16 protein-coding genes and 1 pseudogene are annotated in these 15,740 nt (G+C 42.0%); 7 read left to right on the forward strand and 10 right to left on the reverse strand.

All coding sequences use genetic code 11. The features are described from left to right. Positions 1-235: 235 nt before the first annotated feature. Positions 236-535: a 30S ribosomal protein PSRP-3 gene (locus ACKTT2_RS37285; RefSeq protein WP_038080895.1), complete on the forward strand. Its 300-nt coding sequence runs from the start codon at positions 236-238 to the stop codon at positions 533-535. Between the two features lie 211 nt (positions 536-746). On the opposite strand, the gene atpC is transcribed toward ACKTT2_RS37285, so the two are convergent. The 3 genes from atpC to ACKTT2_RS37300 form a co-directional block, all read right to left on the reverse strand. Then, positions 747-1,160, reverse strand: coding sequence for an ATP synthase F1 subunit epsilon (gene atpC / locus ACKTT2_RS37290; RefSeq protein WP_407896017.1), 414 nt, complete (start codon positions 1,158-1,160; stop codon positions 747-749). A 95-nt stretch (positions 1,161-1,255) separates the two neighbouring features. Then, the gene (gene atpD / locus ACKTT2_RS37295) at positions 1,256-2,704 is read right to left on the reverse strand and encodes a F0F1 ATP synthase subunit beta (RefSeq protein WP_407896018.1); all 1,449 of its coding nucleotides are present in this window, start codon (positions 2,702-2,704) and stop codon (positions 1,256-1,258) included. 393 nt (positions 2,705-3,097) lie between these two features. Continuing rightward, positions 3,098-3,988, reverse strand: a complete 891-nt coding sequence (locus ACKTT2_RS37300; RefSeq protein WP_407896019.1) for a DUF1194 domain-containing protein — start codon at positions 3,986-3,988, stop codon at positions 3,098-3,100. 539 nt (positions 3,989-4,527) lie between these two features. Here ACKTT2_RS37300 and ACKTT2_RS37305 point away from each other — a divergent pair. Continuing rightward, a complete protein-coding gene (locus ACKTT2_RS37305) occupies positions 4,528-5,346 on the forward strand; it encodes a SirB1 family protein (protein ID WP_407896020.1) in 819 nt (272 codons plus the stop codon). Positions 5,347-5,429: 83 nt separating this feature from the next. Here ACKTT2_RS37305 and ACKTT2_RS37310 read toward each other — a convergent pair whose 3' ends face one another. Further along, the gene (locus ACKTT2_RS37310) at positions 5,430-5,870 is read right to left on the reverse strand and encodes an SRPBCC family protein (RefSeq protein WP_407896021.1); all 441 of its coding nucleotides are present in this window, start codon (positions 5,868-5,870) and stop codon (positions 5,430-5,432) included. A 250-nt stretch (positions 5,871-6,120) separates the two neighbouring features. Between ACKTT2_RS37310 and ACKTT2_RS37315 the strand changes: the two genes are divergently transcribed. After that, positions 6,121-7,761 (forward strand): mechanosensitive ion channel, encoded by a 1,641-nt coding sequence (locus ACKTT2_RS37315; RefSeq protein WP_407896022.1) that lies wholly within the window; start codon positions 6,121-6,123, stop codon positions 7,759-7,761. A gap of 392 nt (positions 7,762-8,153) precedes the next feature. Here ACKTT2_RS37315 and ACKTT2_RS37320 read toward each other — a convergent pair whose 3' ends face one another. Both ACKTT2_RS37320 and ACKTT2_RS37325 read right to left on the reverse strand, forming a co-directional pair. Continuing rightward, entirely contained in the window at positions 8,154-8,489 is a 336-nt protein-coding gene (locus ACKTT2_RS37320) for a XisI protein (RefSeq protein WP_407896023.1), read from the reverse strand. After that, the gene (locus ACKTT2_RS37325; protein WP_407896024.1) at positions 8,477-8,893 is read right to left on the reverse strand and encodes a XisH family protein; all 417 of its coding nucleotides are present in this window, start codon (positions 8,891-8,893) and stop codon (positions 8,477-8,479) included. The genes ACKTT2_RS37320 and ACKTT2_RS37325 overlap by 13 nt, the downstream gene beginning before the upstream one ends. A 367-nt stretch (positions 8,894-9,260) precedes the next feature. On the opposite strand from ACKTT2_RS37325, the gene ACKTT2_RS37330 reads away from it, so the two are divergent. Next, positions 9,261-9,470 (forward strand): hypothetical protein, encoded by a 210-nt coding sequence (locus tag ACKTT2_RS37330; RefSeq protein ID WP_407896025.1) that lies wholly within the window; start codon positions 9,261-9,263, stop codon positions 9,468-9,470. Between the two features lie 23 nt (positions 9,471-9,493). Next, positions 9,494-9,907: pseudogene (locus tag ACKTT2_RS37335) on the forward strand (type II toxin-antitoxin system VapC family toxin); the annotation flags it as partial. Positions 9,908-10,028: 121 nt separating this feature from the next. On the opposite strand, the gene ACKTT2_RS37340 reads toward ACKTT2_RS37335, so the two are convergent. Beyond that, positions 10,029-10,217, reverse strand: coding sequence for a hypothetical protein (locus ACKTT2_RS37340; RefSeq protein ID WP_407896026.1), 189 nt, complete (start codon positions 10,215-10,217; stop codon positions 10,029-10,031). Next, a complete protein-coding gene (locus ACKTT2_RS37345; protein ID WP_407896027.1) occupies positions 10,208-10,735 on the reverse strand; it encodes a DEAD/DEAH box helicase in 528 nt (175 codons plus the stop codon). Before ACKTT2_RS37345 ends, ACKTT2_RS37340 begins: the two co-directional genes overlap by 10 nt. Before the next feature lie 276 nt (positions 10,736-11,011). Here ACKTT2_RS37345 and ACKTT2_RS37350 point away from each other — a divergent pair, with 276 nt between their 5' ends. Continuing rightward, a complete protein-coding gene (locus ACKTT2_RS37350; protein ID WP_407896028.1) occupies positions 11,012-11,566 on the forward strand; it encodes a hypothetical protein in 555 nt (184 codons plus the stop codon). Here ACKTT2_RS37350 and ACKTT2_RS37355 read toward each other — a convergent pair. Together ACKTT2_RS37355 and ACKTT2_RS37360 are read right to left on the reverse strand one after the other, a co-directional pair. Then, the gene (locus tag ACKTT2_RS37355; RefSeq protein ID WP_407896029.1) at positions 11,563-12,621 is read right to left on the reverse strand and encodes an AAA family ATPase; all 1,059 of its coding nucleotides are present in this window, start codon (positions 12,619-12,621) and stop codon (positions 11,563-11,565) included. The two genes, ACKTT2_RS37350 and ACKTT2_RS37355, sit on opposite strands and share 4 nt — an antisense overlap. Positions 12,622-12,758: 137 nt before the next feature. Beyond that, positions 12,759-14,048, reverse strand: coding sequence for a Glu/Leu/Phe/Val family dehydrogenase (locus tag ACKTT2_RS37360; protein WP_407896030.1), 1,290 nt, complete (start codon positions 14,046-14,048; stop codon positions 12,759-12,761). 597 nt (positions 14,049-14,645) lie between these two features. Between ACKTT2_RS37360 and ACKTT2_RS37365 the strand changes: the two genes are divergently transcribed. Further along, positions 14,646-15,407: a class II aldolase/adducin family protein gene (locus ACKTT2_RS37365; protein WP_407896031.1), complete on the forward strand. Its 762-nt coding sequence runs from the start codon at positions 14,646-14,648 to the stop codon at positions 15,405-15,407. The last annotated feature ends 333 nt before the right edge of the window (positions 15,408-15,740 follow it).

Genomic DNA, 15,740 nt, shown 5'->3' on the forward strand with positions numbered 1-15,740 from the left:
TCAGCAAATCGATTGACTTTACAAGCGATTCACCTTGAAGGAGGCTCGCGTAAAGTTAGCATGCCCTAACACTCAATCTAACATCTTACCTCAGAAGAGGCTACTTAATCAGTGACCAATGACTAGTCATCAGTGACTCTCCTCATTAATTATTATTTGGTATGCAGGTAGATATTGAGTTAGAATAAGCGATCGCAAAGTTAGTAAATAGCCGGGAGACTTACCGGAGGTGCTATTGTCCAAATTTCTTTTGAAAATACTGTGGTTAGACGATAACGTCGCATTGGCAGTCGATCAAGTTGTAGGCAAAGGCACCAGCCCTTTGACTAAGTACTTTTTCTGGCCAAGAAATGATGCCTGGGAAGAACTCAAGAAGGAACTAGAGTCCAAACACTGGATTACTGAACTGGATCGAGTAGAACTACTAAATAAAGCCACAGAAGTTATTAACTATTGGCAGGAAGAAGGTAGAAACCGTCCAATGGCTGAAGCGCAGGCGAAATTTCCTGAAGTTACTTTTACAGGTAGCGCCTGATTTCCATATGAAAATTGCCCGTGCATGACCTCAAAAGATGTTTGACTAAGTACATTGCATGGGTAGTTTTTTGCTGTGTCTTGTAAGTATAGGCACTGCTTCTAGTGGGGTGGGCATCCTTGCCCGCCCGTTTAATCAGAGGGATTGCTTACTTGTTTTAAGGAACGGGCGAGACACCCGTCCCACAAAAGCAAGATTGCTTTTAAATTAATTAAATTAATCCACCAGCAGCCTGAAAACGAGCACGGGCGCGTTTATAAGCTTGTGTTGCTTGGATTTGTGCTTGCCGATCGCCTTGCTGTACCTGATTCAAACGAGTTTCTGCTTCGCTAAAAGCACTCCGAGCTTCCTCTAAATTAATAGAGTCTCCACGTTCGGCTGCGTTAACCAGAATTGTCACTTCATCTTGCTCGACTTCAGCAAAACCACCCAAAAGGGCAATAGCTACCCAGCCTTGATTGCGATCCGGACGTACTCTCATGACACCCGTATCCAAGGCGGTTAGAAGTGGTGCGTGTCCGCTAAGAATACCGAGTTGACCAGTGGTACTTGGCAAAACGACTTCTTCAGCCGCCGCATCCCACACTGTTTTATCTGGGGAAATTACACGAACAGTTAATGTCATGTGTCATGTGTCCTTTGTCATGTGTCATCTGTCATTTGTCAAAAGTCCTTGGTCTTTAATCAAACGACTAAGGACTAAGGACTCATGACAAAGGACTAGCCTTTTAGCTTTTCAGCTTTTGCGACGGCTTCTTCGATGTTGCCAACCATGTAGAACGCTTGTTCTGGTAATTCATCCAACTCGCCGGCGAGAATTCTCTGGAAACCTTTGATGGTTTCTTCGAGCTTCACGTACTTACCGGGAGAACCTGTGAAGACTTCTGCTACAAAGAAGGGCTGAGACAAGAAACGTTCTACTTTCCGCGCACGTGCTACGGTGAGACGGTCATCTTCAGACAATTCATCCAAACCAAGAATGGCGATGATGTCTTGAAGTTCCTTATAACGCTGGAGAGTAGATTGTACTGCACGAGCGGTGTTGTAGTGTTCGTCACCAACAATGTTGGGTTGCAACATGGTGGAAGTAGAACCTAGTGGGTCTACCGCCGGATAAATTCCCTTAGCTGCCAAACCCCGAGACAGTACTGTTGTTCCATCCAAGTGAGCAAAGGTGGTAGCAGGTGCGGGGTCTGTTAAGTCGTCCGCAGGTACGTATACCGCTTGAATTGAGGTGATCGATCCTTCAGTGGTAGAGGTAATCCGCTCTTGCAAGTCACCTACGTCAGTACCCAATGTAGGCTGATATCCTACCGCAGAAGGCATACGTCCCAACAGAGCTGATACTTCCGAACCTGCTTGCACGAACCGGAAGATGTTGTCAATAAACAGCAGTACGTCCTGCTTGTTTACATCACGGAAGTACTCTGCCATTGTGAGTGCTGACAGACCAACCCGCATTCTTGCTCCGGGTGGTTCGTTCATCTGACCGTATACCAAGGCAATTTTTGATTCACTAGGGTTATCTTTATTGATAACTCCAGATTCAATCATTTCATTGTATAGGTCATTGCCCTCGCGGGTGCGTTCGCCCACTCCACCGAATACAGACACTCCACCGTGTTCTGTAGCGATGTTGTTAATTAATTCCATCATGATGACGGTCTTGCCTACGCCGGCACCGCCAAACAGACCAATTTTACCACCGCGACGATAGGGAGTTAGCAGGTCAACAACTTTGATGCCTGTCTCAAACACAGAAGGCTTGGTTTCTAAGTCAGTGAGTTTGGGTGCAGAGCGATGGATGGGTAATTTTTCTTCAGTATTTACGGGACCTTTGTTGTCTACAGGTTCCCCAAGAACGTTGAAAATTCGACCCAGCGTGGCTTTACCTACTGGTACGCTGATAGGAGCACCAGTATCAACAACGTCCATTCCACGGACTAAGCCATCTGTGGAACTCATGGCAACAGTCCGGACTTGATTGTCACCTAGCAGCTGCTGCACTTCGCAAGTAACAGAGATGTCTTGTCCGGCTTCGTTTTTGCCTGTAATGGTCAAAGCGTTGTAGATGGGTGGCATTTTACCGCCAGGGAATTTAACATCTACAACCGGACCAATGACCTGGGTAATGTAACCAATGTTTGTTTTTTCTGCAGTGGTGACCATGCTGAGCCTAATTAATTGAAGCTATATTCCAGATAAGGTCAAGAAAGACATAAGATATTCCAATGTCATCTTCAAGATTAGCACTGAACGAGTCCCTCTCTGCTGCTTAAATTTATCCTTAAAAATTTGGCTGTGTTATCAAAGATGGGTTAATAGTAGGTCTTTCCTTGACATACTAAAACAACTATGTTATATCTTGTGATTAACCTTATTATTTCGCTCGAGCTAGACGTTGACAGCCAATTTTCCTGCCAGCTTCTGGCTGTTTTTTCAAAAGCGGGCTTGAAAGATAGCGATCGTATTTGATTTTTGAAATATTACGTAGTAGGTGGGGCTATGCCCTACAACAGCAAATGGTGGGCTGTCTTCCCTACCTACAATACTTAGAACTTTTTACAAATTATATTTCTGTTTCCGTTTCAGCATCGAACTGACACTAACAGAGCTTAATGCTAGCACGCTTAGCACAGAAGAAGGTTCGGGGACGGAAGCAGGAGCAGCTTTAACAGGAATAGGAACTTCTTTGATGGGAATGGGAGCTTCTTCAACAGGAATAGCTCCAACAGGAATAGAATTGACTTTAATTTCTGCTTTAATTTTCTTATCGATCGCACTGTTGAATTCGTCAAATGTTGCTGCTTCGACTAAGAAAGCAGGACTGCCATCACCATTAACACCGCCAAGAATTTCTTTTAGGTAAAAGTTTTTCACCACAGGATCGCTACTAACAATGATACCGTTGATAGCATCAATGCCTCGAGCGAGAGCCATATTTCGCGCAGTTTCTGTATCTGTTCCATCGTTTTCTTCTCCATCACCAGATACATCTATAACTTGCCTCGTTCCCTCAAAATCATTATTAAAGAATTTTGGAGTTGCAAAAGCGATCGCCGAACCTGGAGCGGTTACGCCAAAAAATTCACGTGTCGTCGCATTAATAGCGTTAGCAAATTGTTGTGAAGCTGCTACGCTATCAATCAGAGTCCATCCGACAACTTCTTGTTGCTGTAGTGCATTAGACCAATAAATAACATTGACTGCTATCTTACCCAAAGGACCTTTAGATATAAAATCGTTGAAAAGATTGGGATTTAAAAAAGTATTTGCATAACCTTTTTTTTGCAGGTCAAATTCGCGATCGTCAATACTACCTGATACATCTACAAGTAAAGACAATTCTGTATCCACTGCAGTCAGAGTAGCTGCACTAGCGCTTGTTGAAATGGCTACTGAGACACAAGAGACTGCTGTTAGTACTGTGTAAACAAAATAGGGACTTTTCATCTTTAACCTTATTACTTCGATTGAGCAGACTTTAATGAAAAAATGCATACTAAGAAAGCAGCTAGTATGCAATGCAAATATTTGAGCGGAACTCGAAGAGTTTTCAATAATTTTGGAAAAATTTTAAGTATCTTTAAATCAGATTCTTTTTGTCTTTCACTATATATAGAGTACTACAAAATTTCTTTACTCTCTTAGAGGTTTTACTGAGATTCATACAAGAATTACATTTCGTAAAATGTTATTATTATATGAAATACTGTCTGCATAAAGTTTTGATAACTTTTTTGTAAAAATCAATAGGATAAAACTTTGTAAAAAAAACTTTTTTCTTTAAAGGAATTTTATTTAACAACTGATGATTTCCCGAACAAATACTGAAAAATTGTATCAATATTATACAAAAATAACTCTCGTTATGCTAAAAGATTCTTTATGGGTATTTCATTTTCAGAGCAACGCGCTGCCTCAGCTATACAATAGTTATAAGAAACTCCTACTCCCCACTCCCACTCTTCCACTCCCTATTCCCTACGCTTATGAACATCTCGTCAGCGCGACAGTATTTTTATAAAGAAGTTCAGCAGCCTGATGAGTACATCGACTTAGCAAGGGCAGCTTTGTACATTGCACAAGAAGAGTACCCTTACCTCGATTTAGAAGAATACCTCAATGCTTTGGAGACAATGGCATTAGAGTTACAAGAACGACTGCCGCAAGAACGCTATCCTCTAAAAATTATCCAAACAATTAACCAGTATCTCTATAGCGATCTAGGATTTGCTGGTAATCAAGAAAACTATTACGATCCCCGTAACAGCTTCTTAAATGAGGTGATCGACCGGAGATTAGGCATTCCCATTTCTTTAGCTCTCGTTTACTTAGAATTAGCAAGAAGGATTGATTTTCCTATGGAAGGCGTAGGAATGCCCGGTCATTTTCTGATTCGACCTAGCATTCCGGACATGGAAATTTTTGTTGATGTGTTTAATGGTGGTGATGTCATGTTTCCTGAAGATTGTCAGGAACTACTCAGTCAGATGTATCAACAGCAAGTAGAGCTAAAACCAGAATTTTTTCCTGTAGTAAGCAAGCGGCAATTCTTGGAACGAATGCTAAAAAATTTGAAATATATTTACCTCAATCAACAAAATTTGGAAAAGTCTTTGGCATCCGTGGAACGGATTTTGATACTTTTTCCCGACCAAGTACAAGAATTACGCGATCGCGGTCTTTTGTGTTACGAACTCGGTCGGTTTTCTCAAGCAGCAAGAGACTTAGAGACTTATTTGGCACAAAGCCCTAATGCCAGAGATGCTCATATTATTAGGCACATATTGTCTCAGTTAGGTAGATAAATAGGGGATTGGGGAACTCGGGGCCTCCTCCTTGTTGAGGGGCAATGGGGATTGGGCATTGGTCACTGGTCACTGGTCACTGGTCACTGTACTTCTTCTGCAACCCGTTTCAAACGCCGCAATTGAGATTGCATATCACTTTGTGTCCATTTTTCAGCAAAAGTTTTAAAGCCCCAACTAACTATGGGGTTGGGAATATCAAATTCAAATCTGTTCAGCAGTTGCGTTCCTTTGTCTACTGGTTGGCATTCCCAGCGATCGCGTCCTTCAAAAAAACCTTGAAATTCCCAGACAACTAAACCGGGTTGTCTCTCGACAATTGTACTATGTAACGTGGGTTTGAGAATTGGTGTTTGAATAACGAATAAGCTTTTGCCACCAATCTCAGTACTCCACTGTCCTAAAGGTTCGCAGCGTAAAGCAGGATTGAGCCAGCGATGCATCAAAGTCAAGTCTGTAATACATCGCTCTACAACTGTGGCTGTCGCATTAATTTGTATCGATTGTTCAAAAACTTGAGACATTGCACAACTGTCACATTACACCTGCACTTTGAGTATCGCATGACCAGTGACCAGTGACCAGTGACCAGTGACCAGTAATCAGTGACCAGTGACCAATCCCCAATCCCCATTAACAAAGTTTCTAGGAAGGTGGTAATCTACTGGCAAAACACTGTTAAGCATCAGGGTGTAGGGTTGTCTTAACAATCCATACGACGGATGCATCTAAAGTGCTTTTTGTAATAACACTTAACCTTTCTTTCAAAAAACCATGAACGCAACTTGGCTACATATATCCCAGGTGATAAATGTTGGTTTTTCGATGAGGGTCTACTCGTTGGTTGCACAATCTCCTACCTTGCCATCGGAACAAGGTGATGGGTTTGATTACTTACAGGCGACTCTACAACAAGTCATCCAGTTTCTGCCTCGCTTAGTAGGGGCGGCGTTGATTTTGTTGGTTGGTTGGTTGATTGCTGCAGTCGCGAAATCTGTAACCCGCTCCCTCCTCAACCGCACGAATATAGATAATCGCATTGCTTCTGGAGTCACGGGATTAGAATCTCCTAAAGTAGAGGCATTTATCTCCAACCTAGTGTTCTGGGCTATCCTCCTGTTAACGGTTGTTGCAGTTCTAGATACCCTAGAACTGAGGGTTGCTTCTCAACCTCTGAATACTTTTCTCAATCAAGTTGGGGACTTTTTACCTAGGTTTGTAGGTGCGGCTGTTATCTTTACAGTTGCTTGGTTAGTGGCTACTCTAGTCAAGTTGATAGCAGTACGAGGGCTGCAAGCATTGCGGTTGGATGAACGATTAAATCCACCACAGGATAATAATGCTCCCAGTCTCAATCAAATCTCATTGAGCGAGACAATTGGCAATGCTTTATACTGGTTCATCCTATTGATGTTTCTCATCCCCGTGTTGGATAGCTTGGGGTTAAATCAAGCGTTGCTACCAGTGCAAACTCTGGTTACGCAAATTATTTCCATTCTTCCCAACATCTTAGGTGCAACACTCATTGCTACGGTTGGCTGGTTTATCGCTAACATTGTCAAGCGGATTGTAACTAATCTGTTGATGACAACTGGTATCGATCATTTGGGAAGTCGGTTTGGATTGAGTGCAGCAGCAGGAACGCAATCGCTATCAACGATTATTGGTACGATTGTCTACGTATTAATTCTGATTCCTGTTGCGATCGCAGCACTGAATCAGTTGCAAATCCAAGCGATTTCCGTACCAGCGATCGCGATGTTGCAACAGATTCTCAACACCCTGCCATCAATTTTCACAGCAATAGCAATTTTGCTGATTGCTTACTTCTTTGGCAGATTTGTGTCGGAGTTAGTGACTGGCATACTCACAAGTATAGGTTTTAACAATATTTTCTCGGTTTTAGGTCTGCCATCACCTACCAGACGAGTTGTCATTCCAGAAGAACCTACACCTGGTGCGATTCCAAGCCGCACTCCATCCGAATTGGTCGGGATAGTCGTTTTAGTCGGCATTATGCTGTTTGCGACTGTTGCTGCAGTGAATATCTTGAATATTCCCGCACTGACAACACTCGTAACGGGTATTGTGATTATTTTGGGCAGGATTTTAGCTGGCTTGGTGGTATTTGCTGTTGGTTTGTATTTGGCAAATTTGGCTTTCAGTATTATTGCGAGTTCTGGAGATCGCCAAGCACGAGTTTTGGGTCAAGTGGCTAGGATTGCTATTATTGCCCTAGTTTCTGCCATGGCTCTGCAACAAATTGGTGTCGCTAGCGATATTGTGAATTTAGCTTTTGGACTTTTGTTAGGCGCGATCGCAGTAGCTATTGCTCTAGCATTTGGTTTAGGCGCTCGCGATATTGCCAGAAATCAAGTTCAAGAATGGTTAGATTCTTTTAAGAACAAGAGTTAAGGCACATTGTTCTTTAAGAGCTAGAGCACAGCGCTGCTTTGGACAAGCAACTTCTCTCTGTGTCTCTGTAGTTATAAAGTAATTTATTTAACTCATGAGACGCAGAAGACACAGAGGTTCTACCAATTGAAAATGCAGATTAAGCGTTAATATTGATGTAGCCAGTGAAGCGAGGGCGAGCGCGATGAATTAAGGGACTAAAACACGAATGACCTTTGAGGAGCACTTAGCCTATGACGATGAGACAGATAAACACTACGAGTTTGAGGGTGGAGAATTAGTTGAAATACCCCCTGAAAGTCCCCTAAACTCTCGGATTGCGCGTTTTCTTTTTGCAATCAGCATCAGGGTGACCACTGGCATTATAAATACTCAGTGTTTGGCTGTCTCTATTATGCTACGCCAAATCCCGTGTATTCTCTTACATACGGTGCTTGGAAACCCAATATAATATCCTCTTTAGGTATTCCCATAGCTACTAATTCATGGGCGATTCGCATTTCTGTAGCATTATGCTGTACCCAAATTTTACCATCCTTAATGTCTAGATGCATAACACAACCATGCACTCGTCGATCTCCATCCCAACCAACGTTCATGATTTGATAGCGATCTTGCTGAGTATCAAATACTGTCTGTGAATCAATTTCGCCATTAGCGATCGGCACTGCAACGTACTCTGTCAGTAGGTTTTGAATACATTGGCGATACTTGTCTAATTTATCCATTGTACAATAACCTCTTTGACTGGTTCGTAAATAATTAGTTTCAGTTGATAGCGTTCCACCGAAAGTTGAGCAAATTCTCTTTGAAAAAAGGCTTGATAAACTCTGATTGGAACTGCTAAATAGAGTCTGCGATCGGGTTCGTTAAGTTCTAGAGCAAGTCGATAGTTTAGGAATTGTCCTAACGCTATATGGTAATCGGTAATTGGTGAATCACCCAAAAACGTTTTGATTTCCACCGCGATTTTCTCACCTGCGCGTTGTGCTGCTAACAGACGCTCTGCACCCAAGTCAATCTCAAACTTTGTACCCCCAACTTCTATCTTCAGTGGGTCATCAGTAATTACCCACTGCTCCTTTTGTAGAGCGACTTTAACAGCTTCGTGAAATCGATCTTTGGCTGCCATCTTGAGCTTTCATCTTCTTAAAACCTATTGTACGCGAATTCATTTTAGAACACCTGAAGTCAAAAATCGGACTGTGTACAGGTAAAGTCTCTCCTGTCAATGCGTAACCCGTATTTCTCCTGCTACCCTGCAGCTGAATCTTAATACCAGATACGAAGGACCTTGCGGTCTACATTGTGTAGCGAGCAAAAGCTAGCTCGGCAGAACCTCGCGGTCTGCATTCTGTGGCAGCAGCCCAGGAACGAGAGAGGGGTCAGACCCCCTATTCGCCAACAGTATCCGTAAAAGTTGTCGGGGATCTAAAGTTGATGATAAATACCCTAGATATCTTCTAAAATTGAATTAACAATTTGATATTTGTGGCAATATGAGTCGGCGAATTTCAGATATGACCTTTGAAACACTTAGGGAGTTTGTGATTGAAGTTGTTAATGACCAACTAAATCGCAGACAGCACGCTCAAAAAGATGGACAATCTTGGGAGGAAGCTTTAGCAGCAATGGATCGCATTCGTTGGACACCACCACCAGGATCGCCCACAACATTGCAACTTCTGCGGGAGGATCGCGATCGTTAATGTCAGCTTAGGTTGTTGATACCAGCGTGGTCATTCAATATGCGATCGCCCAAACACATACAGCACAAGCGAGGGCTTTGGTCGCTCAAATGTACCAAGGAGACACGCTCCACATCCCCGAATTTTGTTTGTTGGAGTGTACAAATGTACTTTGGAAAGAAGTGCGTTTTCACGAGTTATCTCAAGCAAGTGCAGAGCAAATTATACAGGAATTATTACGTTTACCCTTCCAGGCAGAATTTGTTAGCCATCTGTTGCCAGATGCTTTGCAAATAGGTTTGCTTCATCAACTTGCAATTTATGATTCTTTGTACATTGCACTAGCACGGTATTTAGCTTTGCCACTGATTACTGTTGACGAGCGTCAATCAGTTGCAGCAAAGGCAAGCGGTGTTATTATAAAACCTATAAGTGATTTCTCCATTGGTCAAATTTAATTTGAACACGAATTTTCTTCAAGACAATCTTGGTTTCTCAAAGAATAAGGGATTCCTAGTACCCGTTGAAGGTGTGCCACTTTACAGAGGTAGTTTAGTTATTTGAATTAAACAATCAAGGCTATAAAAAAGACAGCTGAGTTGCCGATTGATTAATCACGTAAGCAACGGGTTTATTTGTTTTTCTCACATGACCTTCCACAACAGCTTTGTCTAACCAATCCTGCATTTGCGATTGTCTCACATTCAAGGATTCGGCAAGACATTTCACGTTGTTTGGTTGCTGTAGACAATCGAGGATCAATGGCAAGACAGCTTCATATATAATGTCCTTTGTGCGATCGCTAGCGTTTTGTAGGTGCGAGTGTGCGATCGTCTGAGGTATTTGTACTGGTTCATCCAAAGATACAGATGTTGCCAAAAGTTCTTTGAAAGAAGTTTCCCAAGGTTCGGATGGAAAAGGTTTTGCTCCTTTATGATGCAGTTGCTGATTACCTTCAGATACATTTGGATGCATTCTTCTGTATTACTGGAGTTGATTGTGGCTGCTCTGATACCAATACGTTGTGCTGCTGCTATTTGGTTTCGCATTAAAGCAAGTAGTGGTGAGATTAACAGCGTACAACCGGCGTTTCGATCTCTTAGTAAGCGCGTTGCTAGAAAATAAACTATACTTTTTCCCCAACCAGTACGTTGAACCACTAGCAGACGCGATCGCTTCTCGACTATCTCTTCAATGGCTTCCCACTGACCGGGACGAAACTCGGCTGTTGGTTCGTCAAGCGCTTGGCGGAGAAGCAACAGTGCTTTTTCTTGATTTGTAGTCATTATGAATACTCAGTATTTAATTGTCTCTTCTGTTTTAGCATCAGAAATTACCATAGCCAATATATTTAAAGTAAAGTAATTTACATTGTATTAAGTAATTTCTAGGGAATAAATTATCCCATATTGTGGGACGGGCGGGGACGTCCGTCCTCTATAAGTAGCGGGCGGGGACGCCCGCACCACAAGAAATTTTGGGATATTTTTTTATTGGAAGTCCCTAATAATGAAGTTAAGCTGCTCTGCTACTCTATAATTAAGCAAGAAGTTGAAGTCGCGATGGCGTACAACGAATTTACTTGGAGTAGAGCAAAACAGGATTTTGGATTAACGGCGATTGAGGGCGTGCGCTTTTTTCCTGCGATCGCTCCTGTTGCTCCAAGTAAACTACTCGAGCAACAACTAGAACGCAGTCTGCCATGGGCTATAGCAACTGGGAATGAAAAAGCTCGCTCTGAGGGGATTATAAATCCAATTTTGCTGGAGGTGCGTGAAATTTTGAACCGTCAAATCAGCGTGTTTTCTGGCGAAAAGTTCGATGTGGATGCTAGTGTTGGTTTGAATGGATACTGTGATTTTTTAATCAGTTGCTCGCCAGAACAAATTGAAGTGGAAGCTCCAGTGGTTGCGATCGTTGAAGCAAAGCAAGAAAACATCAAAACCGGACTGGGACAATGTGCAGCAACAATGGTAGCAGCACAACGGTTTAATCAAAATAAACACTTATCTATTCCAGTTGTTTATGGTTGTGTCAGCACGGGAACACAATGGCGATTTCTCAAACTTGAACTGCTGAGGCTTTACTTGAGGAGGTTTTCGTGCTTTTGGCATTAACGCACCTCTATACTTTGGTTTACGGCAATCGATAATTCATCAGGAGTATACTCAACAGCACGTATGTTTTCATCACGTCGGCTTAAGCGAAATAGTTTCCCAACAGAACGCTCTTCTGATTGAGCAATGGCTTCTGCAAATGCAGTTATACAGTCCCAACTGTGGGTCGTGGCAAATACCTGTACGTTAAGTTGTTTTGCAACTTCCAAAACAAAATGCCACATATCAGTTTGAGTTTGATAGTATAATCCTGTGTCAATTTCATCCACAAGCAAAAAACCATTTTCTACTGTGACTGCTGCTATAGCTATAGCAAGAATACGGCGAATTCCATCTCCCATGCTTGTTAAGGGAAGAGGATTTAAATTTCCACTTAACTTAAGTAGAATACTATGCGTAGAAGTAGGGTGACTTGTAAAACCAATTCGTTCTACAGACGGCTCTAAAATTTGTAAAGCTTCTACAACTTTGTTCTCTTTAGGAGTTAATAAAATACTATTCCATAACTCAGCCATCTCCTCAAAACTCAGTGTACTAATAGTGAGAAATTGACTGGAATAATTAGAATTTAAAAATAGCCCATCTTGAGATCTAATAGTTCCATCGCTATGAACAATTATTTGATTTTCAAGCTGTAGTCCATAGGAAAAAACAATTTCAAAATTTTCAGAATTTAAAAGATTGCGATCGCTTAATTGGGGTTCAATTGCAAGTGATAATGGGTCTTGTTTTTGAGAAATTATCCGAATTGGGTGATGAGTACTAATTTGATAACCTTGAAATATATTCTTAAGTTCTTCATTATAGATACGGAAAGATTGATTAAATAAATTTTTATTAAACGATTTATTTATATCTCCACGACTATTTAGTATATCAATTAAATAACGAGGACTTTCACCCTGATTAACTAATAAATAAATGGCTTCTAACAAACTAGTTTTGCCACTATTATTCATACCTACAATAAGATTGACACGTGCTAAATTATCTATGTAGAAACTTTGAAAACAACGATAATTTAAAATAGTAATATCCCGTAACATATAAGTCATCTAAAGTTATAATGTCATTATATGCACAATACACAGTTGCTATAGAAAATTATAAAAAATAAATTACTTATCTTGTGAGATGGACTCAAAGCCCATCCCCAATTAAGACCGACCTATCAAATTTAATGCCCCTAGCTTCAAGGATACAAACCGCGATCGTGAAGTGCTCGAGCAACCCGACCAACACCCAAAGTATACGCTGCTAACCGTAAAGGTATGTGACGTTGTTGAGATTGTTGTATGACTTGACGGTATGCCTGTACCATGAGCAATTCCATTTCCTTATTGACACGCTCTTCATCCCAAAATACGTAGGAAAGACCTTGCACCCACTCTAAATAACTCACGATAACACCACCAGCGTTGGCCAAGATATCTGGTAGGACTACGATCCCTTTAGCTTCCAAAATCTCATTTGCCTCAAGAGTGACGGGACCGTTAGCTGCTTCTGTTACAATCTTGGCTTCTACCGCATGAGCGTTTTTCTCTGTAATTTGATTCTCTAAAGCCGCCGGAACCAAAACATCACACGGCAAAGTGAGTAGCTCAGCATTACTAATTGGTACTGCATCTGGGTATCCAACAAGACTCTTGTGATTTTGTGCTGCATAGTCTTTTAAAGCAGGGATATCTAGCCCGATATCTGAATACACTCCTCCAGAACCAGTAGAAACAGCAATAACCTTTGCTCCTGCTTGGTGCATTAATATAGCTGCTGCAGCACCTACATTTCCAAAACCTTGAATTGCTATTCGCGCTCCTGCTAATGACTTACCTAAATCTGATAGCGCTTCACGTACAACGATCGCAGTACCTCGTCCGGTTGCCATTTCCCTTCCTCTCGAACCACCTATGGAAATAGGTTTACCAGTAACAACTCCCGGTACTGCATGACCTACGTTCATAGAGTAAGTGTCCATCATCCACGCCATCTCGCGAGTAGAGGTTCCCATATCTGGTGCGGGGATGTCTTCTGAGGGACCGATATCTTTAATTAACTCGGTCGTGTAACGGCGGGTAATTCTTTCGAGTTCTCCAACACTATAGAGTTTTGGATCGATGGCAATACCTCCTTTAGCACCTCCATAAGGCAACCCAACTAGCGCACATTTCCAAGTCATGAGCATGGCGAGTGCTGACACTTCTTTCAATGTGACAGCCGGATGGTAACGAGTACCGCCTTTATAAGGACCTAAGATGTCACAGTGTTGTACCCTATGCCCAGCAAGAACTTCAACCTCTCCATTATCTCTCTTAACGGGAATAGAAACTGTAATCACTTTGCGTGGATGTCTCAGAAGTTCCAATAAACCCCGATCCAAATTTAATTCTGTTGCAGCCTGTTCTAGATAGCTACAGGAGCGATCGAATGGACAAATATGTGCGGGGGTTGGAGCCACCAATGGAATTTCGCAAGAGGAAACCATAAAATTTTCTCCTTATAGTTTGATGGATTATTTGCCATAGTAATTGTCGGATTGGGATAAATATCCCAACCAAATCGATATCAGCACACATATAGCTCTAACAGCTTTCAACCTTTGGCGATTGTCACAGTCTTGGAAGAGTATTCGGTAGTATATCTTTCAGCATGCAACATTACTTGTCATGTGCGACTGTGCAACAAATAGTGTTGCTTTATACTGGGAGCAAGGAGTTAGTCAAGATTCGATCGCTCTTAGCGCAAGCTGTACTCAGCTTATCGCATTTGAGGGAACTATGCTTAGCGTAACCTTTTTTTCTAAAAAAAAGATGATTTTTGTAAATTTCGTTACAATTTTTCTTGCTCCCTTGTGCATCTAGGTTGAGACTACTCCCTTCTTGCTCTTATGATTACCTACAAGTGTCGGTAACTTTAGAGCGGAAAGGGAGTAAGAATTTTTGCTCTTCTTGACTCAAGCAAAGAAGATCGTGTAAAGCTAGAATAAGGAGGCGTTTGATGTCTTTTGCATTACAAATAAAATGATTGCTACTGACAAAAAAAGCTCTCTACCATTACCTCAAGGTAATTTCGGAATACAACCATGCCAAAGTATGAGAGACCGCAACTCCCTGTTTTTAATAGCGTTGAAGATGAACGCCTTTACCGCAAGCAACACCTAGCTGCTGCCTTTCGTGTATTTGCACGTTTTGGTTTTAGCGAGGGGACGGCAGGTCATATTACAGCCCGCGATCCGGAATTTACAGACCATTTTTGGGTAAATGCTCATGGATTAAACTTTGCTGAGATCCGGGTTTCAAACCTCCTTCTGGTTAATGCGGAGGGAGAGGTTGTTAAAGGCGAAGGTAGTGTGAATCGATCTGCCTTTGCCATTCATTCCCAAGTGCATGAAGCACGACCCGATATTGTAGCGGTGGCTCACGCTCATTCAATTTACGGTAAAACTTGGTCAAGTTTTCATCGTTTACTCGATCCCCTAACTCAAGATTCTTGCGCTTTTTACGAAGACCATGCGGTGTTTAACGACTATACTGGTGTTGTATTAAATCCCCAAGAAGGTAAGCGTATTGCTGAAGCATTAGGTAATAAAAAAGTAGTTATCTTAAGCAATCACGGTCATTTGACAGTCGGTCAAAGCGTTGACGAAACCGCTTGGTGGTACATTAGCTTTGAGCGATCGTCCCAAGCACAGCTATTAGCTGAAGCTGCGGGTCAACCTCGTGTGATAAAACCTGAAACCGCACGCCTCACACGCGGTCAAGTGGGAACCCCTGTTGCTGGGTGGTTCAGTTTTCAGCCAATCTATCAAAAGGCAGTACGGGAAGAACCCGATTTGTTGGAGTAGGGACAAGCTTGTTCAGATCCCCGACTTCTTTGAGAAGTCGGGGATCTTGTAGCTCCTTGTAATTTTTTAAAATGCTTTCTACTGTCAAACTTGGCATTTTGGCAATTACATTAACTGCACGATGAGTACTATAAATGTATTCTTGCTCAACAAAGCTCATTGCAAGACTAAAGCTCCTCTTCCCGATTAGCTACCAGGTTTGTATTTAGCAACTATTGAGAACTGCAAGACGCGATTTCGCTCTATGTATCGCGGGAGTCAGAAGTCAGGGTTCAGGGAAGAGTGGTTTTTTTAACCTTTGGTATCAAATTTTCTCTCAAATAATATTAATTG

Source organism: Scytonema hankhaensis NUACC26, from assembly GCF_045865695.1.
Lineage (GTDB): Bacteria > Cyanobacteriota > Cyanobacteriia > Cyanobacteriales > Nostocaceae > Scytonema.

Excerpts from the sequence above, each read along its gene's own strand:
- atpD (WP_407896018.1), bottom strand. The coding sequence starts at position 2,704 with ATGGTCACCACTGCAGAAAAAACAAACATTGGTTACATTACCCAGGTC.
- ACKTT2_RS37360 (WP_407896030.1), bottom strand. The coding sequence starts at position 14,048 with ATGGTTTCCTCTTGCGAAATTCCATTGGTGGCTCCAACCCCCGCACAT.
- ACKTT2_RS37350 (WP_407896028.1), top strand. The coding sequence starts at position 11,012 with ATGGCGTACAACGAATTTACTTGGAGTAGAGCAAAACAGGATTTTGGA.
- ACKTT2_RS37320 (WP_407896023.1), bottom strand. The coding sequence starts at position 8,489 with ATGGATAAATTAGACAAGTATCGCCAATGTATTCAAAACCTACTGACA.
- ACKTT2_RS37355 (WP_407896029.1), bottom strand. The coding sequence starts at position 12,621 with ATGACTTATATGTTACGGGATATTACTATTTTAAATTATCGTTGTTTT.
- ACKTT2_RS37330 (WP_407896025.1), top strand. The coding sequence starts at position 9,261 with ATGAGTCGGCGAATTTCAGATATGACCTTTGAAACACTTAGGGAGTTT.
- atpC (WP_407896017.1), bottom strand. The coding sequence starts at position 1,160 with ATGACATTAACTGTTCGTGTAATTTCCCCAGATAAAACAGTGTGGGAT.
- ACKTT2_RS37365 (WP_407896031.1), top strand. The coding sequence starts at position 14,646 with ATGCCAAAGTATGAGAGACCGCAACTCCCTGTTTTTAATAGCGTTGAA.
- ACKTT2_RS37305 (WP_407896020.1), top strand. The coding sequence starts at position 4,528 with ATGAACATCTCGTCAGCGCGACAGTATTTTTATAAAGAAGTTCAGCAG.
- ACKTT2_RS37315 (WP_407896022.1), top strand. The coding sequence starts at position 6,121 with ATGAACGCAACTTGGCTACATATATCCCAGGTGATAAATGTTGGTTTT.
- ACKTT2_RS37345 (WP_407896027.1), bottom strand. The coding sequence starts at position 10,735 with ATGACTACAAATCAAGAAAAAGCACTGTTGCTTCTCCGCCAAGCGCTT.
- ACKTT2_RS37310 (WP_407896021.1), bottom strand. The coding sequence starts at position 5,870 with ATGTCTCAAGTTTTTGAACAATCGATACAAATTAATGCGACAGCCACA.
- ACKTT2_RS37300 (WP_407896019.1), bottom strand. The coding sequence starts at position 3,988 with ATGAAAAGTCCCTATTTTGTTTACACAGTACTAACAGCAGTCTCTTGT.
- ACKTT2_RS37325 (WP_407896024.1), bottom strand. The coding sequence starts at position 8,893 with ATGGCAGCCAAAGATCGATTTCACGAAGCTGTTAAAGTCGCTCTACAA.